We start from the raw sequence: 23,910 nt of genomic DNA on the forward strand, positions 1-23,910 counted from the left end.
GTTGCGGCAGTTGCGGGGAGAGCATGGAAGACGGGAAGTCCACCGGGCCTAAGGCGAAGTGGTGGAGTCGGCCCACGTCGGGACGCACCACCCCCGCAGCGTCTGACGAGCCGTCCCCCGTCGAGGGCACGGCGCCCGCGGCCGACCCGACGGCCACGGCGCCAGCGGCGACGGACCCGACGGTTGCCGGTGACCGCGAGAGCGGCATGAAGGCTCCGGAAACGCACCCGGCCGACGCGCCGCCCCAATCCCCGGTTCCCGGACCGGTGGCCGCCGTACCGGCCGCGCAGCCCGTGACGCCACTGCACGAGCCCGACCAGTACAGCACCCCGCCCTACGGCGGACCCGGCCCCTGGGCCCCCGCACCACCCGTACAGCGGCCGGTCCCGACCCCGGCGCACGGCACCCACGTACCCCCGCAGTACGCGGGGACGAACGGCGCGGGCATGACCGCACCGCCCGCCGCCACGCCGCCCGCTCCCGCCTCGCCCGCCCCCGCGCCCCCGCCCCACACACCTCAGCGGCCCCAACCGCAGCCCCAGCCCCAGCTTCAACCCCAGCCTCAGTCGCAGCCCCAGGGGGCGTCGACGCAGTGGCTCCAGTACGACCCCTGGGGCGCGCCCAGGCAGCCGCTCACCAACCCGGGCCCGCCGCTCGGGTCCGACACCGGCCGCAAGAAGGACCGGCGCGGCTCGCTCCTGGTCGGCGCGGTACTGCTCGCGCTGGTGGCGGGCGGCATCGGCGGCGGCATCGGGTCCTACATCGAGCGCAACGGCGGCCTCACCCAGGTCGAGCTCCCGCAGGCCGGCCGCAGCAGCGGCGGCCGCGCCCCCGACAGCGTCGCCGGTATCGCCGCCAGCGCCCTGCCCAGCGTGGTCACCCTCCACGTCAGCGGCTCCACCGAGTCCGGCACCGGCACCGGCTTCGTCCTCGACGACTCCGGCCACATCCTCACCAACAACCATGTCGTCGCCCCGGCCGGTCAGGCCGGCGAGATCACCGTCACGTTCAGCGGCGGGGAGACCGCGCGCGGCGAGATCGTCGGCAAGGACAGCGGTTACGACCTGGCCGTGGTCAAGGTCACCGGTGTCTCCGGCCTCAAGCCGCTGCCGCTGGGCAACTCCGACAATGTGCGGGTCGGCGACCCCGTGGTGGCCATCGGCGCCCCCTTCGACCTGTCCAACACCGTGACCTCCGGCATCATCAGCGCCAAGGACCGGCCGATCACCGCGGGCGGCGAGAAGGGCGACGGCAGTGACATCAGCTACGTCGACGCGCTTCAGACCGACGCGCCGATCAACCCGGGCAACTCCGGCGGTCCGCTCGTCGACACCGACGCCCATGTCATAGGCATCAACAGCGCCATCCGTGCCGCCGACAGCGGCTCGGCCGAGGAGGGCGGCGGACAGGCGGGCTCCATCGGCCTCGGCTTCGCCATCCCGATCAACCAGGGCAAGCGGGTCGCCGAGGAGCTGATCAACACCGGGAAGGCCACCCACCCGGTGATCGGTGTCACGCTGGACATGAAGTACGCCGGGGACGGCGCCAGGGTCGGGGCGAAGGGCGCGGCCGGCAAGCCCGCGGTCACCCCGGGCGGGCCCGGGGCCAAGGCCGGTATCAGGCCCGGGGACGTCATCACCGAGGTCGACGGCCATCGCGTGCACAGCGGCGAGGAGCTGATCGTGAAGATCCGCGCGCACCGCCCGGGAGACCGTCTGGACCTCGAGCTGACCCGCGGTGGTAAAGACCTGTCCATCTCTTTGACGCTCGGCTCGGCAAGCGGCACGTGACAGCCCCGGGACGCTACCGCGCGGGCAGTTTCGACGGGTACCGTGGGCCGGGTCCGGACCTCGACCGACATGGTCTCGGAGAACACGAGGAGCGACAAGGTGTTCAATGACATAGGCGCACTCGAGCTGGTGACGCTCGCGATTCTGGGCGTGCTGATCTTCGGCCCGGACAAGCTGCCGAAGGTTATCCAGGACGCCTCGCGCTTCATCCGTAAGATCCGTGAATTCTCGGAGAGTGCCAAGGAGGACATCCGCACGGAGCTCGGTCCGGAGTTCAAGGACTTCGAGTTCGAGGACCTCAACCCCAAGACGTTCGTCCGCAAACAGCTCATGGACGGCAACGACGACCTGGGGCTGAAGGAGATCCGCGAGAGCTTCGACCTCCGCAAGGACCTGGCCGAGGTCACCGACGCGGTGAACGGCCGGGAGAGCAAGGACCTGGAGTCCGCGGACTCCAGGAGCAGCGTGTCGGGCGCCTCGGCGATCACCGCGGCCAACGGCTCCGCCGGTGCTCCGGACCTGCTCAAGAAGCGTGACCAGCCCGGCAAGGACGATCGGCCGCCGTTCGACGCCGACGCCACCTGACCCCCCGCCAATCCCGGCTCGTCCGGACGGTATGGCTATTCTCCATCTGTCCGGTTGTGAGTACGCCCGTTGGGGGGCGGGCCGCTTCGGACCCAACGGATCGAGGAGGCGGCCGGGCAGATGGAGACGACAAGTCGGGTGGGCGCGGAAGATGCGCCGGGCACAGTCACCGCAGAGGGGGTGCCGACGGCCCGGCGTACTGTCGACGGCTATCTGGCAGCCACGTTTCCCTGGTACGGACTGGACGAGGCCTTCACCGGGCCGCGCCGGCTGATGCAGGTGGGCACCGCGGCGGACGGCACGGTGCAGCACGGTTCCATCGGGCACGGTGACGAACCGTCGGCCCGGGCCGACGCGGGCGCCGAGAAGCAACGGTTCGCCGTCGTCGTGTCGATGGCCAGCAGCCCGGTGCGGCACAGCGGTGACGGCACAGGAGTGCTGGACGCGACCACGGTGTCCTCCGCGGCCTGGCTGGCAGGGTCCGGCCTGCTCGCCTGTACGTGGCCGCCGCAGATGGACCACGCGCTGCGCGACGACTGGCTGGACCAGCAGACGGAGACGGCGTTCGAACTCGCCGACGACCTGGACGGCCCCGCGTGGTCGGTGCTGTCACTGCCGGTGGACGGTGTCCCCGTGCCGTTCCACTACCGCGAGTCCGAATTCGGCTGGGTACTGGCGGGATCGACGCACGGCGGGGTGCACATCGGGGCGTACGGGCGTGGGATGAGCGCGTACGGGCTGGGGTTCTCGGTGATCGGCGACATCACGACGTACGCGTAGGACACAGACGTACGCGTAGTACTGGGATACAAGCGCGCAGTGCGCAGCGGTGACCGGCCGGGGCCGGTCACCGCCCGCCGTTTCAGAACTTGTTGCGCGGGGTGATGCCCAGCGACATGCCGGACAGGCCGCGCTGACGGCCGCCCAGCTTGTCCGCGATGGTGCGCAGCGCCTTGCCGGCCGGGGAGTCGGGGTCGGACAGGACGACCGGCTTGCCCTCGTCGCCGCCCTCGCGCAGCCGTACGTCGATCGGGATGGAGCCGAGCACCGGTACCTCCGCGCCGACCGTCTTCGTCAGGCCCTCGGCGACCTTCCGGCCACCACCGGTACCGAACACATCGACCATCTCGTCGCAGTGCGGGCACGGCATGCCCGACATGTTCTCGACGACGCCGACGATCTTCTGGTGGGTCTGTACGGCGATCGAACCGGCCCGCTCGGCGACCTCGGCCGCCGCCTGCTGCGGGGTCGTGACGACCAGGATCTCGGCGTTCGGCACGAGCTGCGCCACCGAGATCGCGATGTCGCCGGTGCCCGGCGGCAGGTCGAGCAGGAGGACGTCGAGGTCGCCCCAGTACACATCGGCGAGGAACTGCTGCAGTGCGCGGTGCAGCATCGGCCCGCGCCACACCACCGGGGCGTTGCCCGGGGTGAACATGCCGATGGAGATGACCTTCACACCGTGCGCCGACGGCGGCATGATCATGTTCTCGACCTGGGTCGGCTTGCCGTCCGCGCCGAGCATCCGCGGCACGCTGTGCCCGTAGATGTCCGCGTCCACGACACCGACCTTGAGGCCGTCGGCCGCCATCGCCGCCGCCAGGTTCACCGTCACGGACGACTTGCCGACGCCGCCCTTGCCGGACGCGACCGCGTAGACCCGGGTCAGCGAGCCGGGCTTGGCGAAGGGCACCTCGCGCTCCGCCGTGCCGCCGCGCAGCGAGGACGCGAGCTCCTTGCGCTGTTCGTCGCTCATCACGTCGAGCGTGACGTCGACCCGCGAGACGCCCTCGACGCGGGCGACCGCGTCCGTCACGTTCTTGGTGATCGTCTCGCGCATCGGGCAGCCTGAGACCGTGAGATAGACCGTGACAGCGACCGCACCGTCAGCATCGATCTCGACCGATTTCACCATGCCGAGTTCGGTGATCGGGCGGTGGATCTCCGGGTCGTTCACTGTCGCCAGTGCCTCAAGCACCGCGTCTTCCGTAGCCATACCGACGATGTTACGGCGCCTGCTGCTACGCGCGAGTAGCACCCGTCAGCGGTCTTCGTCACTCTCGGCCGGGACCAGGGCGTGCCGGTCGTCGAGGTCCTTCACGAGGTCCTCGAGCTCGGAGCGGATCCAGTCGCGGGTGGCGACCTCGCCGAGCCCCATCCGCAGTGCCGCGATCTCGCGGGTGAGGTACTCGGTGTCCGCGATGGAGCGCTCGTTCTGCTTGCGGTCCTGCTCGTAGGTGACCCGGTCGCGGTCGGCCTGCCGGTTCTGCGCGAGCAGGATCAGCGGGGCCGCGTACGAGGCCTGGAGCGAGAGCATCAGCGTCAGGAAGATGAACGGGTACTGGTCGTACCGCCATGCCATCGGCGCAAAGATGTTCCACAGCACCCAGACGATGATGACCAGCGTCATCCAGGAGATGAAGCGCCAGGTGCCCAGGAAGCGGGCGATCCGCTCGGAGAACCGGCCGAACGTCTCGGGGTCGTACTCGGGCAGCAGCCGCCGCCGCGGGGCCTTCGGCTGGTCCAGCCGGGAACGGGGCGGGCGCGCGATGCCCGAGGCCCCCACCGGCGCCGCCTTCGAGCGGTCCTCAGCGACCATCGGCCACCCCCTCCTCGCTGTGGAAGTCCGTCTCCCGCCAGTCCTCGGGCAGCAGGTGGTCGAGCACGTCGTCGACCGTCACCGCGCCGAGCAGCGACCCGCTCTCGTCCACGACGGGTGCCGAGACCAGGTTGTACGCGGCCAGATAGCTCGTCACGGCCCGCAGCGGGGTGTCCGGCGTGAGGGGGACGAGATCGCTGTCGACGATCGAGCTGACCAGGGCGTACGGCGGATCCCGCAGCAGCCGCTGGAAGTGCACGGTGCCCAGGTACTTGCCGGTCGGTGTCTCGTCGGGCGACCGGCACACGTACACCTGGGCGGCGAGCGCCGGGGACAGGTCGGCCTGCCGGACCCGGGCGAGCGCGTCGGCGACCGTCGCGTCCGGCCGCAGGATGATCGGCTCGGTGGTCATCAGGCCGCCCGCGGTCCGCTCCTCGTACGACATGAGGCGCCGCACATCGGCCGCCTCGTCCGGCCGCATCAGCGTCAGCAGCCGCTCCTTGTCCTCTTCGGGGAGCTCGGACAGCAGGTCGGCCGCGTCGTCCGGGTCCATCGCCTCCAGGACATCGGCGGCGCGTTCCTCCTGGAGCTTGCCGATGATCTCCACCTGGTCGTCCTCGGGCAGCTCCTCCAGGACGTCGGCGAGCCGGTCGTCGTCGAGCGCGGCGGCGACCTCGGCCCGTCGTTTCGGTGACAGGTGGTGCAGCGCGTTGGCCACGTCCGTCGGGCGCAGCCGCTCGAACGTGGCGACCAGGGTCTCGGCGCCCTGCCCGACCTCCTCCAGCGAGAACCCGCTGACCGCCGACCACTCGACCGTCAGGGTCTCGCCCTTGCGGCGCAGCGCCCCGCCCTTGCCCTTGCGTACGAAGCACTTGTCGATCTCCCAGTCGCGGCGGGCCGGGAGCTGGTGGATGGAGACGTCGAGGACGGTGACCTCCTCGCCGGTCTCCACGAGGCGGACCCGCCGGTCGAGGAATTCGCCGAGCACCAGGCGTTCGGTGGGCCGCTGTTCGAAGCGCCGCATGTTGACCACGCCGGTGGTGATGACCTGGCCGGACTCGATCCCGGTGACCCGGGTCATCGGGAGGAAGATCCGGCGGCGGCTGAGCACTTCGACGACGAGCCCGAGCAGCCGCGGCGGCCTGCCGCCGACCCGGAGCATCGCGACCAGATCGCGGACACGGCCCACCTGGTCGCCGTTGGGGTCGAAGACCGGGACGCCGGCGAGGTGGGAGACGAACACCCGGGGGGCGCCTGCCGCCATCGTGCGCCTCCTTCTTCCGTGTACGACTTATCCGGCTGGTCCGTTTGGCAGTCAATCAACCGTTATGACGGGATCAGGCTAGCCCGTACCGCTCCGGGTTGCCCCGGCGAAGCCGTCCGTACGGTCCCTGCCGGAAGGCGTGTACGGCACAGGTACGCTGCCGTCTGCCACCCCCCGCGATGCAGATGAGAGGCAGTGCGCCCGTGACCTCTTCCGTTCCGCCCGTCCGGGCCCGACGCCGGACCGCTCTCGTCACCCTGCTCTGTGCGGGGCTGGTCACAGCCCTCACGGCGTGCGGCGGCGAGGATCCGGACAAGGGGACCAACGGCGTCGGCAAGCTGGACGCCACGGAGATCGAGAAGAAGGCACAGGGCGCGGCGGACTCCGCCGACGCGGTGCGCCTCGCCGGGACGCTGGTCAGCAAGGGCGGCACGTACAAGCTCAACATGCAGCTCAAGGAGAAGGGCGGCACCGGCTCCGTCGTCTCGAAGGACAGCACCTTCGAGCTGCTGCGGATCGGTGACGAGCTCTATCTGAAGGCGGACTCCGGGTTCTGGAACCACGAGGAGGAGTCCGGCGCCGACAGCGCGGCGGGCGGCGCGGCCGCGGACAAGCTCCAGAACAAGTACGTCAAGGTGCCCCAGGACGACCCCACGTACAAGCAGCTGCGCGGCTTCACGGACAAGAAGACCCTGCTCGACGGGATGCTCACGCTCCACGGCACCCTCAACAAGGGCGACCGGGAGGAGGTCGGCGCGACCCGGACCGTCCAGATCATGGGCGGCAAGGGCGAGGGCGGCACGCTCGACGTCTCGCTGGAGGGCAAGGCGTATCCCCTGCGATTCGCGCGCGGTGGCGGCGGGGGCACCGTCACCCTGTCGGACTGGGGCAAGGACTTCGCCCTGGAGGCGCCGCCGCAGGTGGACACGGTCGATTACGGGAAGCAGCTGCCCAGGACGTCGTCCTGAGCGCGGACCGCGCCGCTTGGCCCCGCCCGGTCAGCCTTTGTTCTTGCGCCCCTGCTTCAGCAGCCGCGGCAGCCCCGCGGGCACCGGCCGCCGTGTGGTCGCGGACGTCGGCAGGGGCGCCGCGGCCAGGGAGCCGTCCGGCAGCTCGGTACGGAACTCACCGGGCGTCAGCCGCAGCACCCGGCACTCGCGCGCCCACCGCTCCGTCATCCGCTCGGCGTCCGGAGCGTTCAGCCGCTTGCCCTTGAGCTCGGCGACCGCGGCCTCCCATTCCTCGGAATGCGGCGCGAGCTCCGTCACGGCGGCCGTCCAGGCGACCAGCCGACCGCCCTTGTCCTTGCTGCGCACGGTCACCTCGGCGGCGGACCCGTCGGTGAGCCCGGCCGGGAACGGCTGCTCGCCGGGGCCGTCCCCGACCAGATGAGCCGCGCCCTCGTGCCATACGTGCCACAGCGCCCGCGCGGGCCCGGTGCCCCGCACCCAGATGAGGCCGGACTTCTTGGTGGCCTCCTCGACGAGAGCCAGGCCCAGTGGCACGTCAGCGGCAGCAGCAGTCATGCCCGAACTCTATTGGACCGGCCGGGGAGGGCGTCAGAGCCAGCCGTTGCGCTTGAGCGTGCGGTGGATGGAGAAGCAGACCACGCCGATGACGCCCAGCACCATCGGGTAGCCGTACCGCCAGCCCAGCTCGGGCATGTGCTTGAAGTTCATGCCGTAGACGCCGCAGATCATCGTCGGTACGGCGACGATCGCCGCCCAGGACGTGATCTTGCGCATGTCCTCGTTCTGCGCGACCGTCGCCTGCGCCAGGTTGGCCTGGAGGATCGAGTTCAGCAGCTCGTCGAAGCCGACGACCTCCTCGTGCACCCGCGCCAGGTGGTCGGCGACGTCACGGAAGTACTTCTGGATGTCGGGGTCGATCAGCCGCATGGGCCGCTCGCTCAGCAGCTGCATCGGCCGCAGCAGCGGCGACACCGCCCGCTTGAACTCCAGGACCTCACGCTTCAGCTGGTAGATCCGGCCCGCTTCCGAGCCGCGCGAGCTGCCCTTCGCCGGGGCGGAGAAGACCTCGATCTCCACCTCGTCGATGTCGTCCTGGACGGCCCCGGCCACCGCGATGTAGCCGTCCACGACGTGGTCGGCGATGGAGTGCAGCACCGCGGACGGGCCCTTGGCGAGCAGCTCGGGGTCGTCCTGCAGCCGGTGCCGCAGCGCGCGCAGCGAGCCGTGGCCGCCGTGCCGCACGGTGATGACGAAGTCCCGGCCGGTGAAGCACATCACCTCGCCGGTCTCCACCACCTCGCTGGTGGCGGTGAGTTCGGTGTGCTCGACGTAGTGGATGGTCTTGAAGACGGTGAAGAGCGTGTCGTCGTACCGCTCCAGCTTCGGCCGCTGGTGGGCGTGGACCGCGTCCTCGACGGCCAGCGGGTGCAGCCCGAACTCCCGGGCGATACCGGCGAATTCCTCCTCGGTCGGCTCGTGCAGGCCGATCCAGGCGAAGCCGCCCTCCTCCCGCACCTGGAGCATCGCCTCGTGCGGCGTGCGGCAGGTGCCGCTCTCCAGGCGCCGGCCGTCGCGGTAGACCGCGCAGTCGACGACCGCGCTGGAGGCGGAGGGGTCACGGGTGGCGTCGTAACTGTTGTGCAGGGCGTTGCCCTTGCGCAGGGACGGGCGCACGGCGGCGCGCAGGTCGCGGATCATCGACATGGCTGGCTCCTTCACGGAGGGCCGTCGTCGGGCACGTGGAACAGCCCGGAATGGGGACGTGTGCTCACGTCCGCAAAGCGGGCGGCACCGCGGCGGCGCGATGACGGCGTTCGCTACAGACAGGCAAAAAAGGAGTGCTCTTCCGTCGTGCGCAAAGCCATGGGCCTCGACCGGGAGGCTCGGGAGGCTTCAGATCACCAGGAAAGGTGGAGGGCGGAAGAGCGGTTGGTACTGCACGATCGACTTCGATCCATTGCAGCCCCACCTCCTCCAGCCGGTCCCCCTTGGGGGATGACGTGTCGTCGGGGCTGAGAGCGACGCTTCTGCGTGCTGCCCCGACCAGCGGCCAAGACTATCAGCCGACTGACGGCCAATCCCTTACTTTGCCCGTTCCATACGCGTCCTATGCTCGCGGGATGGGAGAAATTCTTGCTCTGGTCGAGGCCCGGCTGCTCACGGCCCTCGGTGAACCGGACGCGCGCGCCGCAGTGACGTTTCTGGGTACGGACCGGATCGAAGTGCTCCGCTTCGTCGACGGCGATGTGGTGCGCTACGCCACGCTCGGTATGTCGGCCCAGCCGATGGCCGACCCGACCGTGGCACTCGTCGACCCGGTGAAGGGCCCGCGCGCCGAACTGGTCCTCTCCGTGCGCGCCGGACTCGCCGACACCGACAAGGTGCTGCGCCCGCTCGCCGTGCTGGCGGCCACCCCGCAGGTCGAGGGGGTGATCGTGGCGCCGGGGGCCTCGCTGGACGTCGGCGAGCCGCTGTGGCCCGGGGCGCCGTTCAGCTCCGTGCTGGTCGCCGAGCCGGGGGGCCTGGTGGAGGACCTGGAGCTGGACGACCCGATGGATCCGGTGCGGTTCCTGCCGCTGCTGCCGATGACGCACAACGAGGCCGCGTGGAAGCGGGTCAGGGGTGCGCAGGAGCTCCAGGAGCGGTGGCTCTCGAACGGTACGGACCTGCGCGATCCGCTGCGTGGCTCCGTAACCCTGGACTGATCCCCGCCACCGGAGGCATGGGAAAGCCCCGCCTCGCGGCCAGGAGGGAGAGCCGCGGGCGGGGCGGTACGGGGACGGGTGGAGAGGTCAGTCGGCGAAGACCGTGACGCTGTCCTCGGTGGCGTGCTTCGGCTCCAGCTCCGCCGCCTCGTGGGTCAGCGCCGAACGCCGGATCCAGACGACGATCGCACCGACCACGGCCGTGACCGCGGCGACCACGAACGGGATGTGGATGTTGCTCCACTCCTCGATCTTCGGGGCGAGGTACGGGGCGGCGGCCGCGGCGAACCAGCGGACGAAGTTGTAACCCGCGCTCGCCACCGGGCGCGGTGCGTCCGAGACGCCGAGCGCCAGCTCCGTGTAGACGGTGTTGTTCATGCCGATGAAGGCGCCGGAGACGATCGTGCAGACGATGGCGGTGGTGTGGTTGCCGTATCCCAGGACCAGGAGGTCGGCGGCGAGCAGCACCAGCGAGGCGCCGAGCACCTTCAGCGATCCGAAGCGCTCCTGCAGCCGCGGGGCGACCAGCACCGAGAAGACCGCGAGCAGCAGGCCCCAGGCGAAGAACACCGCGCCCGACTTGTACGGCGTCATGTTCAGCACGAACGGGGTGAACGCCAGGATCGTGAAGAACGAGTAGTTGTAGAAGAACGCCGAGGCCGCCACCGAGGCCAGACCGCCGTGGCCGAGCGCCTTGACCGGGTCGAGCAGCGAGGTCTTCCGGGCGGGCCTGGGCTGTTCCTTCAGGAACGCCGTGATGCAGATGAAGCCGATGGCCATCAGTGCGGCTGTGCCGAAGAACGGGTAGCGCCAGCTGGCGTCACCGAGCAGGGCGCCGACCAGGGGTCCGCAGGCCATGCCGAGGCCGAGTGCCGACTCGTAGAGCAGGATCGCCGCCGAGCTGCCGCCGGCCGCCGCACCGACGATCACGGCCAGCGCGGTCGACACGAAGAGCGCGTTGCCGAGCCCCCAGCCGGCCCGGAAGCCGACGAGTTCGCCGACCGACGACGAGGTGCCGGAGAGTGCGGCGAAGACGACGACGAGCGCGAGGCCGGCCAGGAGCGTCTTGCGGCCGCCGATCCGGCTGGACACGAAGCCGGTGACGAGCATCGCCACAGCGGTGATGAGGAAGTACGAGGTGAAGAGCAGGGACACCTGGCTCGGTGTCGCCTCCAGTCCCTTGGCGATGGACGGCAGAATCGGGTCCACCAGGCCGATTCCCATGAACGCGACAACAGAGGCGCCCGCCGTGGCCCAGACGGCCTTCGGCTGGCGCAGGATGCTGCCCGTGCCCTGATCGAACGGATCCTCTCCCTGCATGGGTCTTCTCGCTCTCCACTAGATAGTTGCGATATGCATAGAATAAGTTAGACAATCTAATGAATGCAAGTTACATCTAATTTCGCAGGTGGGGCCACGCTGCGGACGGGTGATCTTGCTTGACGCGGCGACGGTCCTGGAGGACCGTTGGTCGCTATGAGGGGCGAACCCAGTTGCCCGAAGTGCGGAGGCCGGGTCAGAGCGCCCGGTCTGTTCGCCGACACCTGGCAGTGTGCCGTGCACGGCGGCGTGCAACCGCTGCAGCCCGTCGTCCCGCCCAGCGTCGAAGCGCTGGAAGTGGTGGTGCGCCGCGCCCATGTCCCGGTATGGATGCCCTGGCCGCTGCCGGTGGGCTGGCTGTTCACCGGTGTGGCGAGCGCGGGTGACGACCGCAGTGGCGGCCGGGCCACCGTCGTCGCCTGTTCCGGCCCCGGCCCCGTCGGCGGCATCGGCGAACTGCTGCTCGTCACCGAGGAGCTCGGCGTCGGCCTCGGCGCGCACTATGCCGGGATCGACGGCCCCGACCCCGGCCCGCTGCTGGACGTCGAGGGCCCGCCGGACGTCAAGATGCTCGCCGCCGGACGCCCCACACCGCTGTGGAGCGTCAAGGGGGCCCCCGAGGACCGGGCGGTCTTCGCGGGCGAGGCGCGCGGGCTCTGGCTCTGGGCGATCGTCTGGCCCGAGCAGTCGGGGCTCCTGATGTACGAGGAGCTGGTGCTCGCCGATCTGCGCGAGGCCGGGGAGGAGATGGACCTCGTGCCGTGCGGGGCGCTCACACCCCGCCTGCTCGGCTGAGAGCTGTCCCGGGCCCTCCGTGCCCGGCCGGGCGCCGCTCGAACGCCGGTTATCCTTGGATGTCCCCTTGTCCGGCCCCGAGCACTGGAGTACGCGTCGTGCGCATCGACCTGCACACCCACTCCACCGCCTCGGACGGCACGGACACCCCCGCCGGGCTGGTGCTGAGCGCCGCCGCCGCGGGCCTGGACGTCGTCGCGCTCACCGACCACGACACCGTGCGCGGTCACGCCGAGGCGATCGCCGCCCTTCCCGAGGGGCTCACCCTCGTCACCGGCGCCGAGCTCTCCTGTCGGACCGACGGCGTGGGCCTGCACATGCTGGCGTATCTCTTCGACCCCGACGAGCCCGAGCTGGCGCGCGAACGCGAACTCGTACGGGACGACCGGGTGCCGCGCGCCCGGACCATGGTGCGCAAGCTCCAGGAGCTCGGCGTGCCCGTCGAGTGGGAGCAGGTCGCGAGGATCGCCGGGGACGGATCGGTCGGCAGGCCGCACATTGCCACCGCGCTCGTCGAGCTCGGCGTCGTCGAGACCGTCTCCGACGCCTTCACGCCCGAATGGCTCGCCAACGGCGGACGCGCCTACGCCGAGAAGCACGAACTCGACCCCTTCGACGCGATCCGGCTGGTCAAGGCCGCCGGTGGCGTCACCGTCTTCGCCCACCCGGCCGCCGTCAAGCGCGGCGAGGTGGTGCCCGAGTCCTCGATAGCGCGGCTCGCCGCGGCGGGCCTCGACGGCATCGAGGTCGACCACATGGACCACGACGAGCCGACCAGGGCCAGGCTGCGCGGGCTCGCCCGCGACCTGGGGCTGCTGACGACCGGGTCCAGCGACTACCACGGCAGCCGCAAGACCGTCGGACTCGGCGAGTACACCACCGACCCCGAGATCTACGGCGAGATCACCCGGCGCGCCACGGGAGCCTTCCCGGTGCCGGGAGCCGGCGGGCCCCGCCCCTCGTAACGACGCACGCGTCGGGGCCGGAGCACGGACCCCGTACGCGTACCGCCGTCCGTCCCACCTCCGCGTTCCACTTCCTCGCACCCGGCCGTCAGGCCGCCGTCATGGCTTCGGGGTGCGCTCCTTCAGGCCGTTTCTCTCTTCTCGCAAGGCTCACTGTGTTCGACGTCGCTGTCTTCGGATCCCTTTTTCTCACGCTTTTTGTGATTATGGATCCCCCCGGGATCACCCCGATCTTCCTCGCGCTCACCGCGGGCCGCCCCGCCAAGATGCAGCGCAGGATGGCGCTGCAGGCGGTCGCCGTCGCCTTCGGCGTTATCGCCGTCTTCGGTCTGCTCGGTCAGCAGATCCTCGACTATCTGCATGTCTCCGTGCCCGCCCTGATGATCGCGGGCGGACTGCTCCTGCTGCTGATCGCACTCGACCTGCTGACCGGCAAGACCGACGAGCCGACGCAGACCAAGGACGTCAATGTGGCGCTCGTACCGCTGGGCATGCCGCTGCTCGCCGGGCCCGGTGCGATCGTGTCGGTGATCCTGGCGGTGCAGCACGCCGACAGCGTGGGCAGTCAGATCTCGGTCTGGTCGGCGATCGTCGCCATGCACATCGTCCTCTGGCTGACCATGCGTTACTCGCTGCTGATCATCCGGGTCATCAAGGACGGCGGCGTCGTGCTGGTGACCAGGCTCGCCGGAATGATGCTGTCCGCCATCGCCGTACAGCAGATCATCAACGGCGTCACCCAGGTCATCCAGAACGCCTGACGGTGCCCGGACACCACAGCGCCCCCGTACGGACCTTCCGTACGGGGGCGCTTCGTCTTTGTACGTCGTCGTGCGTTACGAAGCCGAGGTCTCGGCCGGGCGGATGTAGATGCGCTGGCCTATGGCTGCGGCCTGCTGCACGATCCGGTTGACGGAGGCGGCGTCCACGACGGTGCTGTCCACGGCGGTACCGTCGACATCGTCGAGTCGCATGATCTCGAAGCGCATAGGGCTTCCCTTCGTCTGATCCTCCTGCTGGAGAACTACTGGGAGGACGGATGATCCGTCCGCAAGGATGAGAGCACCGGACATCACTGTCCTGCGCTCCACGAGATGTACAACGGCTTGCTTCCTGCAAACATTCCCTACGCTAAGGAAATTTTTTGGATGTCTAAGTATCAGCAGGTCACCGAGCATGCGCGGGCGACGAGGTCCACGACGAGGCCCGAATGAACGAGGCAGAGATCCACGAGCGCCTGGACCGCACCAACGAACTGCTCCAGCGCATGCTCGCCGAGGTGTCGAAGACCCCTTCGACCCACGCGATCTTCGTGGACGCGGGCTATGTGTACGCCGCGGCCGGACTGCTCGTCACCGGCACCGAGGACCGCCGCTCCTTCGACCTCGACGCGGAAGGCCTGATCGAGGCCTTCATCGACAAGGCCCGGACGATCTTCGCGGACAGCAGGCTGCTGCGCGTGTACTGGTACGACGGAGCCAGGCGACGCATCCACACCGTCGAGCAGCAGTCCATCGCCGAACTCCCCGACGTCAAGGTCCGACTCGGCAACCTCAACGCCAACAACCAGCAGAAGGGCGTCGACTCACTCATCCGCACCGACCTCGAATCACTCGCCCGGCACCGCGCCATCAGCGACGCGGCACTGGTCGGCGGCGACGAGGACCTGGTCTCCGCGGTGGAGGCGGCCCAGGGGTACGGGGCCCGGGTGCACCTGTGGGGCATCGAGGCGGGGGAGGGGCGCAACCAGGCCGAACCGCTGCTCTGGGAGGTCGACAGCCAGCGCACCTTCGACCTGGACTTCTGCCGTCCGTACGTCACCAGACGCCCCGTCACCACCTACGAGGACGACACCCCCGCGCCCGCGCGCGACGACGTCCGCTTCGTCGGTGCGCAGATCGCCGCGGCCTGGCTGGCCGCCCGGGGCCGCGAGTCCCTCGCCGATCTGCTGCCCGGACACCCGTACCTGCCGGGCTCCGTCGACCAGGACCTGCTGGTCGAGGCCGAACGGCTGCTGCAGCACTCGCTGCGCGGCCACGCACATCTGCGGCGGGCCCTGCGCGACGGCTTCTGGCAGCACCTGCAGTCGCAGTACTGACCCCGCTCGGCGCCCGCCGCCTACAGGCTGTCCCAGAACGCGGCGAGCGCCGCCGCCGTCTGCTCCGGGCGGTCCGTGTTGGGAGAGTGCTCGGCGCCCGCGATCCGGGTGCGGTGTGCGCCGAGCCGCTGCGCCATCCGGTCGAGCAGCGGCACCGGCCAGGTGTCGTCGCGCTCACCGGAGAGCACATGGAACGGCAGCTGTACGGCGGCGAGTTCGGCCACCCGGTCCGGCTCGGTCACCAGTTGGCGGCCGGTGGCGATCAGCTGGGCGGGCCGGTGGCGCAGCCAGCGCCGGCGCAGGGCCTCGCCGTCCGTCGCCGCGTCCTCCGGCGGGTCGAGGGAGCGCATCGCCTCCCACACCCTGGCCATGCTCATCGTCGCGAGCGCGTCGCTGAGCACCTTCACCTTGAGCTGCTGGACCTCGACGACCTCGGCGGGCCCCGACGACATGAGCGTCAGCGAACGGAACGGCGAGGCGTCGAGCAGCGCGGCGGCACGGGCGATCTGCCCGCCGAGCGAGTGCCCCAGAAGATGCACGGCGCCTTCGCCGCCGGCGTCGAGAGCAGTGGCCTGCGCGAGCACGTCGAGGGCCAATTCGCCCTGTGCGTAGGACTCCTGACGGTCCGTCCCGTCGGTCTCGTACTGTCCGCGGCCGTCCACGGCGACGATCCGGTACCCGGCGGCCGAGAGCGGTTCGAGGAGCGCCATGAAGTCCTCCTTGCTGCCCATGTATCCGGGCAGCAGGAGAGCGGTGCCGCGCACGGCACCGGGCGGCGAGGCGTCCAGCACGGCGAAGTCGCCGCGCGACGTGCGCAGCTGGTGGGCGTGGGCGCAGGGGGGCGGGGTGAAGGTGTGCGGCCGGCTCATGGGACGAGGTTATGCCGTGGAACGCCGGACGGGCAGCCGAGGATGTCCCCGAACGCCGGACGGGCCCGAGAAACGCCGGACGGGCCCGAGGATGTCCTCGGGCCCGTCCGGCGGATCAAGCTTCTGAGCGGTGGCCGCTCAGCCCTCGGCCTTGGCGGCGGTCGCGCGCGGCGCCCGACGCCTGCGCGGCTTCGCCTCGCCCTCGGCGACCGGGGCCTCGGCCACGGCCTCGGTCTTCGGCTTGGCGGCTGCACGGGTGCGGCGGCGCGGCTTGGTCTCCGGGGTGGGCTCGGAGATAGGCGCGATCTGGAAGTCGACCTCGTCCTCGACCGGCTTGACGACACGGGGACGGCGACGCGCCTTGGTCACCGTCTTCGTCTCCGCCATCGGCTCGGAGATCGGGGCGATCTGGAAGTCGACCTCGTCCTCGACCGGCTTGACCACGCGGGCACGGCGGCGGCGCGGCTTGGTCTCGGCCACGGCGGGCTCGGCCTCGACCGGGGCCTTGGCAGCCTTCGGCTCCACCTCGACCTCGACCACGGCCGCCACCGTGCTCACCACGGCCTCGGTCGCGCTCACCACGGCCTCGGCCGCGGCGTCCGGAGCGCCGACGCGGGTACGGCGGCGGCGACGCGGCGTACGCGGCTCCGCCGGGGCGTCAGCGGCCTCCGGGGCCGGTGCCGGCACCGTGGCGGTGGTGGCGGGCGCCTCCTGGACGGCGGAGCCGCCCCGGGTGCGACGACGCTGACGCGGCGTACGCGGCGCGCGCTCCTCGCGGACGGCGGGCGCCGAAGCCGCGGCGGACCTGCGGCCGCGGCCGCCCGTCTCGCCGAGGTCCTCGATCTCCTCGGCCCGCAGACCCGCACGGGTCCGCTCGGCGCGCGGCAGGACACCCTTGGTGCCGGCCGGGATGTCGAGCTCCTCGAAGAGGTGCGGCGAGGTGGAGTAGGTCTCGACCGGGTCGTTGAACTTCAGGTCGAGCGCCTTGTTGATCAGCTGCCAGCGCGGGATGTCGTCCCAGTCGACCAGCGTGATCGCGATGCCCTTGGCACCCGCACGGCCGGTCCGGCCGATGCGGTGGAGGTACGTCTTCTCTTCCTCCGGCGACTGATAGTTGATGACGTGGGTCACGCCCTCGACATCGATACCGCGGGCCGCGACATCGGTGCAGACGAGCACGTCCACCTTGCCGTTGCGGAACGCGCGCAGCGCCTGCTCGCGGGCGCCCTGGCCGAGGTCGCCGTGGACCGCGCCGGACGCGAAGCCGCGCTTCTCCAGCTGCTCGGCGATGTCGGCCGCCGTGCGCTTCGTACGGCAGAAGATCATCGCGAGTCCGCGGCCGTTGGCCTGCAGGATGCGGGAGACCATCTCAGGCTTGTCCATCGAGTGGGCCCGGAAGACATGCTGCGAGATGTTCGCGACGGTCGCGCCCTCGTCGTCGGGCGAGGTGGCGCGGATGTGCGTCGGCTGCGACATGTAGCGGCGCGCGAGGCCGATGACGGCGCCCGGCATGGTCGCCGAGAACAGCATCGTCTGCCGCTTCGCCGGGAGCATCGTGATGATCTTCTCGACGTCGGGCAGGAAGCCCAGGTCGAGCATCTCGTCGGCCTCGTCGAGCACCAGCGCGCGGACGTGCGAGAGGTCGAGCTTGCGCTGTCCGGCCAGGTCGAGCAGGCGGCCCGGGGTGCCGACGATCACGTCGACGCCCTTCTTGAGGGCCTCGACCTGCGGCTCGTAGGCGCGGCCGCCGTAGATCGCGAGGACGCGGACGTTGCGCACCTTGCCGGCGGTCAGCAGGTCGTTGGTGACCTGCTGGCAGAGCTCACGGGTGGGGACGACGACGAGCGCCTGCGGCGCCTCGGTCAGCTCCTCGGGCTCGGCCCGGCCGGCCTCGACGTCCGCGGGGACGGTGACGCGCTCCAGCAGCGGCAGACCGAAACCGAGGGTCTTGCCGGTGCCGGTCTTGGCCTGGCCGATGACATCGGAGCCGGAGAGCGCGACGGGGAGCGTCATCTCCTGGATGGGGAACGGGGACACAATGCCGACGGCCTCAAGGGCCTCGGCCGTCTCGGAAAGAATCCCGAGTTCGCGAAACGTAGTCAGGGTGCTGCCTCTTCTGTGAGACGCGGTCCGAGGCGAACGCTGGGGGTCGTACCGTGCCGGGGTTGGTCATCCGGCCGTGGATGGCCGGGTGGCGCGGGACCACTGCCGTCGCTCGAGCGCTCGTGCCGCTGAGGGGGCCCCTCATCTGCGGTCGTACGTGTCGTACGCCCCGCGTGGAGGGCTGTCGGGTCGGAGCCGATCGGGCCACCGACCGGGCATCCTCATTCGTTTTCACCATTTTCACGCCACCGGTACGACCAAAATACTCAGTAGGCGCAATACCACTGTACCCCGGATTCGCGCATGTGTGTTGGGCGAATTCATTGGAACGGTGTGATGTCACTGGTCGGCCAGGCCCTTCCGTCCCCCGCCGGGCGGGCTATTCTGCGCTTCATGGAGACGCCTGACAACGCCACTGAAACCCCCGAACCCACCGGAATCGCCGCCCAGGACTGGGCCACCGCGTCCGTGGAGCCGCAGTACCGGGCAGCGGTCGTGGACCTGCTGGGAGCACTTGCCTACGGGGAGCTGGCAGCCTTCGAGCGGCTCGCCGAGGATGCCAAACTCGCGCCGACGCTGGCCGACAAGGCGGAGCTGGCGAAGATGGCCTCCGCCGAATTCCATCACTTCGAGCGGCTCACCGACCGGCTGACCGCGATCGAGGTGGAGCCGACCGGCGCGATGGAGCCCTTCGCCAAGGCGCTCGACGACTTCCACCGCCAGACCGCGCCGTCGGACTGGCTGGAGGGCCTGGTCAAGGCGTACGTCGGCGACTCGATCGCCAGCGACTTCTACCGGGAGGTCGCGGTCCGGCTCGACTCGGACACCCGCTCCCTGGTCCTCGCCGTGCTCGACGACACCGGGCACGGGAACTTCGCCGTCGAGAAGGTGCGCGCCGCGATCGAGGCGGACCCACGGGTCGGCGGCCGGCTCGCGCTGTGGGCGCGCCGGCTGATGGGCGAGGCGCTCTCCCAGGCACAGCGGGTGGTGGCCGACCGCGACGCGCTGTCGACGATGCTCGTCGGTGGCGTGGCGGACGGCTTCGACCTGGCGGAGGTCGGGCGGATGTTCTCGCGGATCACCGAGGCGCACACCAAGCGGATGGCCGCGCTGGGTCTGGCCGCGTAGTCGGTTCATCGGGGCCGGCCCGCCGGGCCGGCCTCAGGCCGCCGCTGATCGGCTCAGCCGGCGGCTCCGGGGGCGGACCAGCAGGGAGAGCGTCACGGCCCCGATCAGCGCCGTGCCGATCAGCGTGGCCACGACGTGGCCCGGACCCAGCACCGAGTGCATGAGATACACGCCGAACAGGGCTCCCAGGGCGCCGGTGGTGAAGACGGCACGGCGGGACGGGAGCCGGTCGGGCAGGAAGCGGAGCGCCATCCAGGCGAGGGCGAGTCCGAGCACGACGGAGCCGAGTGGTTCCAGGATCACAGATGATCACCTCGCGAGTTGCGGGGCGGGTAAATCGGTCGTTAGCAGTACTACCCGTGGGTTGCGGAACGCAACCCTCATCGGGCGAAGGCGTGGACCGGAACGGGCAGCGGCCCGGTGGGGAATCCCACCGGGCCGCTGCCACGGTCACTGCTGAGAGCGTGCTGCCTACAGCGCGCCGAACCCCACGCGACGCGTGCTGGGCTCGCCGATCTCCACGTAAGCGATCCGGTCGGCCGGCACCAGGACCTTGCGGCCCTTCTCGTCCGTGAGGCTGAGCAGCTGCGCCTTACCGGTGAGAGCCTCGGCGACGGTGCTCTCGACCTCTTCGGCGGAAAGCCCGCTCTCCAGAACGATCTCCCGGGGCGTGTGCTGCACCCCGATCTTGACCTCCACGGCTATGTCCCTCCGACGGTCAGTCCCTGCGCGGTGAGCCGCGCCGTACGCAGCACACATTAGCCCGCTGAGGGGGGCCGCCAGTGGCCGGTGGGCAACGCCCGCAGCGAACACGGGCGGCGGCCGCACCGGGTGGCCCGCGTCAGTGCTGATCGATACCGTGCAGCGGGAAGCCCGCGATACCCCGCCAGGCCAGCGACGTGAGCAGCTGGACCGCCGTGTCGCGCGGAATGGCGGACTGGCTGGAGAGCCAGTAGCGGGCGACCACCTGGGAGACGCCGCCCAGGCCGACCGCGAGCAGCATGGACTCGTCCTTGGACAGTCCCGTGTCACCGGCGATGACGTCGGAGATCGCCTCCGCGCACTGCAACGACACTCGGTCGACGCGCTCGCGCACCGCGGGCTCGTTGGTCAGGTCGGATTCGAAGACCAGACGGAAGGCACCGCCCTCGTCCTCCACGTACGCGAAGTACGCGTCCATCGTCGCGGCGACCCGCAGCTTGTTGTCGGTGGTCGACGCCAGTGCCGTACGGACCGCCTGGAGAAGCGATTCGCAGTGCTGGTCGAGAAGGGCCAGATAGAGCTCCAGCTTGCCCGGGAAGTGCTGATAGAGCACTGGCTTGCTGACCCCGGCCCGCTCGGCGATGTCGTCCATCGCGGCGGAGTGGTAGCCCTGCGCCACAAAGACTTCCTGCGCGGCGCCCAGCAGCTGATTGCGTCGGGCGCGGCGAGGTAGGCGAGTGCCTCGCGGGCGCGCCGCCTCGGTCTGCTCGATGGCTGTCACGCCGCCTCCCAAATTTGTGATCGGACACAGCTTTCCGTGCACGCTGCGCCGTACAGCCATCGTACTTTTGGGTAACCCGGGTGTGCGCGGCGCGGACGCAGAATTTCATGGACCGGACGGCTGCGGTAGCCACAGATTCCTCGGCCATCGGGACAAAGCGGGTTGTATCAGCGGTAATCGTCCTCATCCTGTGTGACTACGCGGGCCTGCTCCGCCGCATCCGCCTCGTTGGCGCTGTCCCGGTCGATGTCCGTGAGCGGTTCGTCGCGCCGCTGCTGGAGATCGGCCCGCTGCTCGGCAGCGTCGGCCCGGGGCGTCTCCTGGTCCGGTTCGTCCGGCTGGATGTCCTCGAAGGTCTCCGGGTCGCTGGGGTCGACCGTCATGGTGACTCCCTTCCTTGCTTCGAGCGTAGGAGCTACCCCCGTGGGCCGCTACGCGGTCTGTGACGGCGAACACATGAATCGGGGTGTGATCGTCTCGTAACATTGCCGCATGTCTTCGACCGAGCTGCCGGGAGTCCGTGCCGTCGCCGCCGCGGTAGCCCCCGCGGTGAGCACCGTCAGGGTCGCGGAGGGGGAGGAGCTGCGCTCCGTCGCGCTGCCCGGGCTGACGCTGACCATCCGGTCCCGGCCGCCGGAGCGGACCGGACTGCCGCCCGCGCTCTACGTGCACGGGCTCGGCGGCTCCTCGCAGAACTGGTCGGCGCTGATGCCGCTGCTCCAGGACGTGGTGGACGGCGAGGCGGTCGACCTGCCCGGCTTCGGCGACTCGCCGCCGCCGGACGACGGGAACTACTCGGTCACCGGGCACGCCCGTGCCGTGATCCGGTTCCTCGACGCCGGGGAGCGCGGGCCGGTACATCTGTTCGGCAATTCGCTCGGTGGTGCCGTGGCCACCCGGGTCGCCGCGGTCCGACCCGACCTGGTGCGCACCCTCACCCTCGTCTCGCCCGCGCTCCCCGAGATCCGGGTGCAGCGGTCCGCCATGCCGACGGGGCTGCTCGCGGTGCCCGGTGTCGCCGGCCTGTTCGCCCGGATGACCAGGGGCTGGTCCGCGGAGGAGCGCACGCGCGGGGTGATGGCACTCTGTTACGGCGATCCGGCGCGCGTCTCCGAGGCGGGCTTCCGCGAAGCGGTGGCCGAATTGGAGCGACGGATGGTGCTGCCGTACTTCTGGGACGCGATGGCACGCTCGGCACGTGGCATTGTCGATGCGTACACGCTCGGCGGTCAGCACGGACTGTGGCGCCAGGCCGAGCGGGTGCTCGCACCGACCCAGCTCGTGTACGGCGGCCGGGACCAGCTCGTCTCGTACCGGATGGCGCGCAAGGCGTCCGCGGCCTTCCGTGATTCGCGGCTGCTGACACTGCCCGACGCGGGGCACGTGGCGATGATGGAGTACCCGGAGGCGGTCGCCCAGGCCTTCCGGGAACTGCTCGACGAACGCGGCGGGAGCTGATCCGGGGCGTGGGACGACATAGCCGAAAGGGCCCCAAACCCTCGGGGCCCGACATCGAGGCCGCCACCGCGAACGCGGGCGGCGAGCGCGAGGGCATCCGGCCATCGGGTGCCGGTACCGGGCGGCGCCGAAGGGCGGCGGACGCAGCGGCGGGCTCCGACGCGCACGCCCCGTTCCAGCAGTCCGGACACGTCCGCGGCGGCCACCCCGAACAGCACGAACCAGGCGGCGGCTGGGGAACCGGGCCCCAGCAGCGCTACCGGGCGGACGACCACCGGCCCGGAGCGCGGCAGACGGCGCCCCGGCGGCAGCCGCCGGACGGTACCCGGCCGCTGATACCGGGACCGCGGCGCGAGTTCGTCGAGGCGTTCGACGCACCGCCCGCACCGCACGGGCCTTCCGTCCCGCCGGCCCGCCCCGCCGATCCGTACGCCTCGGTCGGCGAGTGGGACGAGCAGCCGCCCGGTGGCACCGACGACCCGACGCCGGCCAAGGACGGCAAGAGCGCCAGGGGCCGCACCTTCACCGGGATCGCGGCCGCCGCGGTGACCACCGTGCTCGCGGTGGTCGTGGCCGGGCAGGTCGCCCAGGACAACGGCGGCGGGACCACCGCCGCGCAGCCCTCGGGCGTCGACCGGCGTGGCCCCGACGGCGCCTCCCGCTCGGACGACCGGGCGACCCCCGAGGCGGTGCGGGCCAAGCCCAAGCCCCTCTCGTACGCCCAGAAGATGGCCAAGGCCTATCCGCTCGCCCCGGAACTGACGGCGTCCGGAAAGTTCGAGACGGTTCCGGGGACGGCGAAGGCGCCGGGCCGGGGGCACAAGTACCAGTACCGGATCGACGTGGAGAAGGGCCTCGGTCTCGACGCCGCGCTCTTCGCCAGGGCCGTCCAGGAGACGCTCAACGACGACCGCAGCTGGGCGCACGACGGGGCGATGACGTTCGAGCGGGTCTCCACCGACGACCCCGATTTCGTGATCACTTTGGCCAGCCCCGGCACCACCGGCGAATGGTGCAAGAAGTCCGGACTGGACACCACTGAGGACAACGTCTCCTGCGACTCCGCGGCGACCGAGCGCGTGATGATCAACGCCTATCGCTGGGCACAGGGGTCGTCGACCTTCGGTCCGGACAAACTCTTCGCCTACCGCCAGATGCTGATCAACCATGAGGTCGGTCACCGGCTGGGCCACAACCATGTGAGTTGCGGCACGGCCGGAGCCCTCGCTCCGGTGATGCAGCAGCAGACCAAGTCGCTGAACATCGACGGGATCAAGTGCCGTCCCAACGCCTGGGTGTATCCGCCCAGTTGATCCGGGAAGGGGCGGGCCCGCGAGTGCGACGGGCCCGCCCCTTCGGCATGCCGGGCCCCGTGGCCGTATGCGGAACCGGCGTACGCATGCCCACACCTCGTCCATATGATGAGATCGCTGTCTCAATTCGCGTTGACATCCCCTGGACGGTGATCCATATTTCTCGGCATGTCACACGGCCCCGTCCTCCCCGATTGCGCAGCCATAGAGCTGGCGCTCATCGGTGTGACCGGGCACAGTGTCGCCGACATCGACTGTTGCTGACGCCTGCCCGAGCGCGCGTCCGCCCGCTGTCCGAGCCCTGAACGGGCCAGGACCGCCACGCATGACCGCCGCGCCCGGGCGTATTCCGCCCGCAGGCGCGGCAGCTTCGGTGTTTCCGGTCGATCTCTCCAACCGTCGACCGGCTGTGTGCACTCGCTCTCGTCGCTGCCTGCACGGAATTCCTTCCGTCCCTTTTCTTC

Annotated in this window: 26 protein-coding genes; 13 read left to right on the forward strand and 13 right to left on the reverse strand. The window is 70.5% G+C overall.

Annotated elements, in window-relative coordinates:
* Positions 1-23: 23 nt before the first annotated feature.
* The 3 genes from OG978_RS26850 (at position 24) to OG978_RS26860 (ending at position 3,155) form a co-directional block, all read left to right on the forward strand.
* On the forward strand, positions 24-1,790 hold the full coding sequence (locus OG978_RS26850) for a S1C family serine protease (RefSeq protein WP_326767668.1): 1,767 nt from the start codon (positions 24-26) through the stop codon (positions 1,788-1,790).
* A 99-nt stretch (positions 1,791-1,889) separates the two neighbouring features.
* The gene (locus OG978_RS26855; RefSeq protein ID WP_326767669.1) at positions 1,890-2,375 is read left to right on the forward strand and encodes a sec-independent translocase; all 486 of its coding nucleotides are present in this window, start codon (positions 1,890-1,892) and stop codon (positions 2,373-2,375) included.
* 120 nt (positions 2,376-2,495) lie between these two features.
* Positions 2,496-3,155: a hypothetical protein gene (locus OG978_RS26860; protein WP_326767670.1), complete on the forward strand. Its 660-nt coding sequence runs from the start codon at positions 2,496-2,498 to the stop codon at positions 3,153-3,155.
* A gap of 82 nt (positions 3,156-3,237) precedes the next feature.
* On the opposite strand, the gene OG978_RS26865 is transcribed toward OG978_RS26860, so the two are convergent.
* From OG978_RS26865 to OG978_RS26875, 3 genes are read right to left on the reverse strand one after another with little or no spacing between them, the layout of a single operon-like run.
* Positions 3,238-4,371 carry an Mrp/NBP35 family ATP-binding protein gene (locus OG978_RS26865; protein WP_326767671.1) on the reverse strand — a complete coding sequence of 378 codons (1,134 nt, stop codon included), beginning with the start codon at positions 4,369-4,371 and terminating at the stop codon, positions 3,238-3,240.
* A gap of 45 nt (positions 4,372-4,416) precedes the next feature.
* Positions 4,417-4,974 (reverse strand): DUF1003 domain-containing protein, encoded by a 558-nt coding sequence (locus tag OG978_RS26870; RefSeq protein WP_326767672.1) that lies wholly within the window; start codon positions 4,972-4,974, stop codon positions 4,417-4,419.
* Positions 4,964-6,238, reverse strand: a complete 1,275-nt coding sequence (locus tag OG978_RS26875) for a magnesium transporter MgtE N-terminal domain-containing protein (protein WP_326767673.1) — start codon at positions 6,236-6,238, stop codon at positions 4,964-4,966. Before OG978_RS26875 ends, OG978_RS26870 begins: the two co-directional genes overlap by 11 nt.
* A 203-nt stretch (positions 6,239-6,441) precedes the next feature.
* On the opposite strand from OG978_RS26875, the gene OG978_RS26880 reads away from it, so the two are divergent.
* A complete protein-coding gene (locus OG978_RS26880; RefSeq protein WP_326767674.1) occupies positions 6,442-7,206 on the forward strand; it encodes a hypothetical protein in 765 nt (254 codons plus the stop codon).
* A 30-nt stretch (positions 7,207-7,236) separates the two neighbouring features.
* Here OG978_RS26880 and OG978_RS26885 read toward each other — a convergent pair whose 3' ends face one another.
* Both OG978_RS26885 and OG978_RS26890 read right to left on the reverse strand, forming a co-directional pair.
* On the reverse strand, positions 7,237-7,764 hold the full coding sequence (locus OG978_RS26885) for a hypothetical protein (protein ID WP_326767675.1): 528 nt from the start codon (positions 7,762-7,764) through the stop codon (positions 7,237-7,239).
* A gap of 33 nt (positions 7,765-7,797) precedes the next feature.
* The gene (locus OG978_RS26890; RefSeq protein ID WP_326767676.1) at positions 7,798-8,913 is read right to left on the reverse strand and encodes a magnesium and cobalt transport protein CorA; all 1,116 of its coding nucleotides are present in this window, start codon (positions 8,911-8,913) and stop codon (positions 7,798-7,800) included.
* Positions 8,914-9,329: 416 nt separating this feature from the next.
* Here OG978_RS26890 and OG978_RS26895 point away from each other — a divergent pair, with 416 nt between their 5' ends.
* Complete coding sequence (locus OG978_RS26895) at positions 9,330-9,914, forward strand: suppressor of fused domain protein (RefSeq protein ID WP_326767677.1); 585 nt, start codon at positions 9,330-9,332, stop codon at positions 9,912-9,914.
* Between the two features lie 87 nt (positions 9,915-10,001).
* On the opposite strand, the gene OG978_RS26900 is transcribed toward OG978_RS26895, so the two are convergent.
* Positions 10,002-11,234, reverse strand: a complete 1,233-nt coding sequence (locus OG978_RS26900; RefSeq protein WP_326767678.1) for an MFS transporter — start codon at positions 11,232-11,234, stop codon at positions 10,002-10,004.
* A gap of 156 nt (positions 11,235-11,390) precedes the next feature.
* Here OG978_RS26900 and OG978_RS26905 point away from each other — a divergent pair, with 156 nt between their 5' ends.
* The 3 genes from OG978_RS26905 (at position 11,391) to OG978_RS26915 (ending at position 13,755) form a co-directional block, all read left to right on the forward strand.
* A complete protein-coding gene (locus tag OG978_RS26905; RefSeq protein WP_326767679.1) occupies positions 11,391-12,029 on the forward strand; it encodes a DUF6758 family protein in 639 nt (212 codons plus the stop codon).
* A gap of 98 nt (positions 12,030-12,127) precedes the next feature.
* Complete coding sequence (locus OG978_RS26910) at positions 12,128-12,994, forward strand: PHP domain-containing protein (protein WP_326767680.1); 867 nt, start codon at positions 12,128-12,130, stop codon at positions 12,992-12,994.
* A gap of 155 nt (positions 12,995-13,149) precedes the next feature.
* Entirely contained in the window at positions 13,150-13,755 is a 606-nt protein-coding gene (locus OG978_RS26915) for a MarC family protein (protein WP_326767681.1), read from the forward strand.
* 75 nt (positions 13,756-13,830) lie between these two features.
* On the opposite strand, the gene OG978_RS26920 is transcribed toward OG978_RS26915, so the two are convergent.
* Entirely contained in the window at positions 13,831-13,983 is a 153-nt protein-coding gene (locus OG978_RS26920) for a hypothetical protein (RefSeq protein WP_177328023.1), read from the reverse strand.
* 221 nt (positions 13,984-14,204) lie between these two features.
* Between OG978_RS26920 and OG978_RS26925 the strand changes: the two genes are divergently transcribed.
* Complete coding sequence (locus OG978_RS26925; protein WP_326767682.1) at positions 14,205-15,092, forward strand: NYN domain-containing protein; 888 nt, start codon at positions 14,205-14,207, stop codon at positions 15,090-15,092.
* 20 nt (positions 15,093-15,112) lie between these two features.
* Here the strand turns inward: OG978_RS26925 and OG978_RS26930 are convergent, their stop codons facing one another.
* Complete coding sequence (locus OG978_RS26930) at positions 15,113-15,961, reverse strand: alpha/beta fold hydrolase (protein WP_326767683.1); 849 nt, start codon at positions 15,959-15,961, stop codon at positions 15,113-15,115.
* A gap of 138 nt (positions 15,962-16,099) precedes the next feature.
* Positions 16,100-17,974, reverse strand: coding sequence for a DEAD/DEAH box helicase (locus OG978_RS26935; RefSeq protein WP_326767684.1), 1,875 nt, complete (start codon positions 17,972-17,974; stop codon positions 16,100-16,102).
* A 483-nt stretch (positions 17,975-18,457) separates the two neighbouring features.
* On the opposite strand from OG978_RS26935, the gene OG978_RS26940 reads away from it, so the two are divergent.
* Positions 18,458-19,192 carry a ferritin-like fold-containing protein gene (locus OG978_RS26940; RefSeq protein ID WP_266414635.1) on the forward strand — a complete coding sequence of 245 codons (735 nt, stop codon included), beginning with the start codon at positions 18,458-18,460 and terminating at the stop codon, positions 19,190-19,192.
* Positions 19,193-19,225: 33 nt separating this feature from the next.
* Here OG978_RS26940 and OG978_RS26945 read toward each other — a convergent pair whose 3' ends face one another.
* From OG978_RS26945 to OG978_RS26960, 4 genes are all read right to left on the reverse strand, one after another.
* Positions 19,226-19,495, reverse strand: coding sequence for a hypothetical protein (locus tag OG978_RS26945; protein ID WP_326767685.1), 270 nt, complete (start codon positions 19,493-19,495; stop codon positions 19,226-19,228).
* A gap of 168 nt (positions 19,496-19,663) precedes the next feature.
* Complete coding sequence (locus tag OG978_RS26950; protein WP_218105578.1) at positions 19,664-19,891, reverse strand: DUF3107 domain-containing protein; 228 nt, start codon at positions 19,889-19,891, stop codon at positions 19,664-19,666.
* 142 nt (positions 19,892-20,033) lie between these two features.
* The gene (locus OG978_RS26955; protein WP_030915445.1) at positions 20,034-20,675 is read right to left on the reverse strand and encodes a TetR/AcrR family transcriptional regulator; all 642 of its coding nucleotides are present in this window, start codon (positions 20,673-20,675) and stop codon (positions 20,034-20,036) included.
* A gap of 167 nt (positions 20,676-20,842) precedes the next feature.
* The gene (locus OG978_RS26960; protein ID WP_326767686.1) at positions 20,843-21,058 is read right to left on the reverse strand and encodes a hypothetical protein; all 216 of its coding nucleotides are present in this window, start codon (positions 21,056-21,058) and stop codon (positions 20,843-20,845) included.
* A gap of 109 nt (positions 21,059-21,167) precedes the next feature.
* On the opposite strand from OG978_RS26960, the gene OG978_RS26965 reads away from it, so the two are divergent.
* The 3 genes from OG978_RS26965 (at position 21,168) to OG978_RS26975 (ending at position 23,710) form a co-directional block, all read left to right on the forward strand.
* The gene (locus OG978_RS26965; RefSeq protein WP_326767687.1) at positions 21,168-22,133 is read left to right on the forward strand and encodes an alpha/beta fold hydrolase; all 966 of its coding nucleotides are present in this window, start codon (positions 21,168-21,170) and stop codon (positions 22,131-22,133) included.
* A gap of 8 nt (positions 22,134-22,141) precedes the next feature.
* Complete coding sequence (locus OG978_RS26970; RefSeq protein ID WP_326767688.1) at positions 22,142-23,446, forward strand: DUF3152 domain-containing protein; 1,305 nt, start codon at positions 22,142-22,144, stop codon at positions 23,444-23,446.
* Positions 23,447-23,614: 168 nt separating this feature from the next.
* Positions 23,615-23,710, forward strand: a complete 96-nt coding sequence (locus tag OG978_RS26975) for an Ms4533A family Cys-rich leader peptide (protein ID WP_326767689.1) — start codon at positions 23,615-23,617, stop codon at positions 23,708-23,710.
* Positions 23,711-23,910: the final 200 nt, after the last annotated feature.

The organism is Streptomyces sp. NBC_01591 (genome assembly GCF_035918155.1).
Taxonomy (GTDB): domain Bacteria; phylum Actinomycetota; class Actinomycetes; order Streptomycetales; family Streptomycetaceae; genus Streptomyces.

Coding starts and splice junctions, on each gene's coding strand:
- OG978_RS26890 (WP_326767676.1), bottom strand. CDS start 8,913: ATGTCGATGATCCGCGACCTGCGCGCCGCCGTGCGCCCGTCCCTGCGC.
- OG978_RS26895 (WP_326767677.1), top strand. CDS start 9,330: ATGGGAGAAATTCTTGCTCTGGTCGAGGCCCGGCTGCTCACGGCCCTC.
- OG978_RS26900 (WP_326767678.1), bottom strand. CDS start 11,234: ATGCAGGGAGAGGATCCGTTCGATCAGGGCACGGGCAGCATCCTGCGC.
- OG978_RS26870 (WP_326767672.1), bottom strand. CDS start 4,974: ATGGTCGCTGAGGACCGCTCGAAGGCGGCGCCGGTGGGGGCCTCGGGC.
- OG978_RS26860 (WP_326767670.1), top strand. CDS start 2,496: ATGGAGACGACAAGTCGGGTGGGCGCGGAAGATGCGCCGGGCACAGTC.
- OG978_RS26905 (WP_326767679.1), top strand. CDS start 11,391: ATGAGGGGCGAACCCAGTTGCCCGAAGTGCGGAGGCCGGGTCAGAGCG.
- OG978_RS26940 (WP_266414635.1), top strand. CDS start 18,458: ATGGAGACGCCTGACAACGCCACTGAAACCCCCGAACCCACCGGAATC.
- OG978_RS26885 (WP_326767675.1), bottom strand. CDS start 7,764: ATGACTGCTGCTGCCGCTGACGTGCCACTGGGCCTGGCTCTCGTCGAG.
- OG978_RS26920 (WP_177328023.1), bottom strand. CDS start 13,983: ATGCGCTTCGAGATCATGCGACTCGACGATGTCGACGGTACCGCCGTG.
- OG978_RS26850 (WP_326767668.1), top strand. CDS start 24: ATGGAAGACGGGAAGTCCACCGGGCCTAAGGCGAAGTGGTGGAGTCGG.
- OG978_RS26865 (WP_326767671.1), bottom strand. CDS start 4,371: ATGGCTACGGAAGACGCGGTGCTTGAGGCACTGGCGACAGTGAACGAC.
- OG978_RS26875 (WP_326767673.1), bottom strand. CDS start 6,238: ATGGCGGCAGGCGCCCCCCGGGTGTTCGTCTCCCACCTCGCCGGCGTC.
- OG978_RS26965 (WP_326767687.1), top strand. CDS start 21,168: ATGTCTTCGACCGAGCTGCCGGGAGTCCGTGCCGTCGCCGCCGCGGTA.
- OG978_RS26975 (WP_326767689.1), top strand. CDS start 23,615: ATGTCACACGGCCCCGTCCTCCCCGATTGCGCAGCCATAGAGCTGGCG.
- OG978_RS26960 (WP_326767686.1), bottom strand. CDS start 21,058: ATGACGGTCGACCCCAGCGACCCGGAGACCTTCGAGGACATCCAGCCG.
- OG978_RS26935 (WP_326767684.1), bottom strand. CDS start 17,974: ATGACGCTCCCCGTCGCGCTCTCCGGCTCCGATGTCATCGGCCAGGCC.
- OG978_RS26925 (WP_326767682.1), top strand. CDS start 14,205: ATGAACGAGGCAGAGATCCACGAGCGCCTGGACCGCACCAACGAACTG.
- OG978_RS26930 (WP_326767683.1), bottom strand. CDS start 15,961: ATGAGCCGGCCGCACACCTTCACCCCGCCCCCCTGCGCCCACGCCCAC.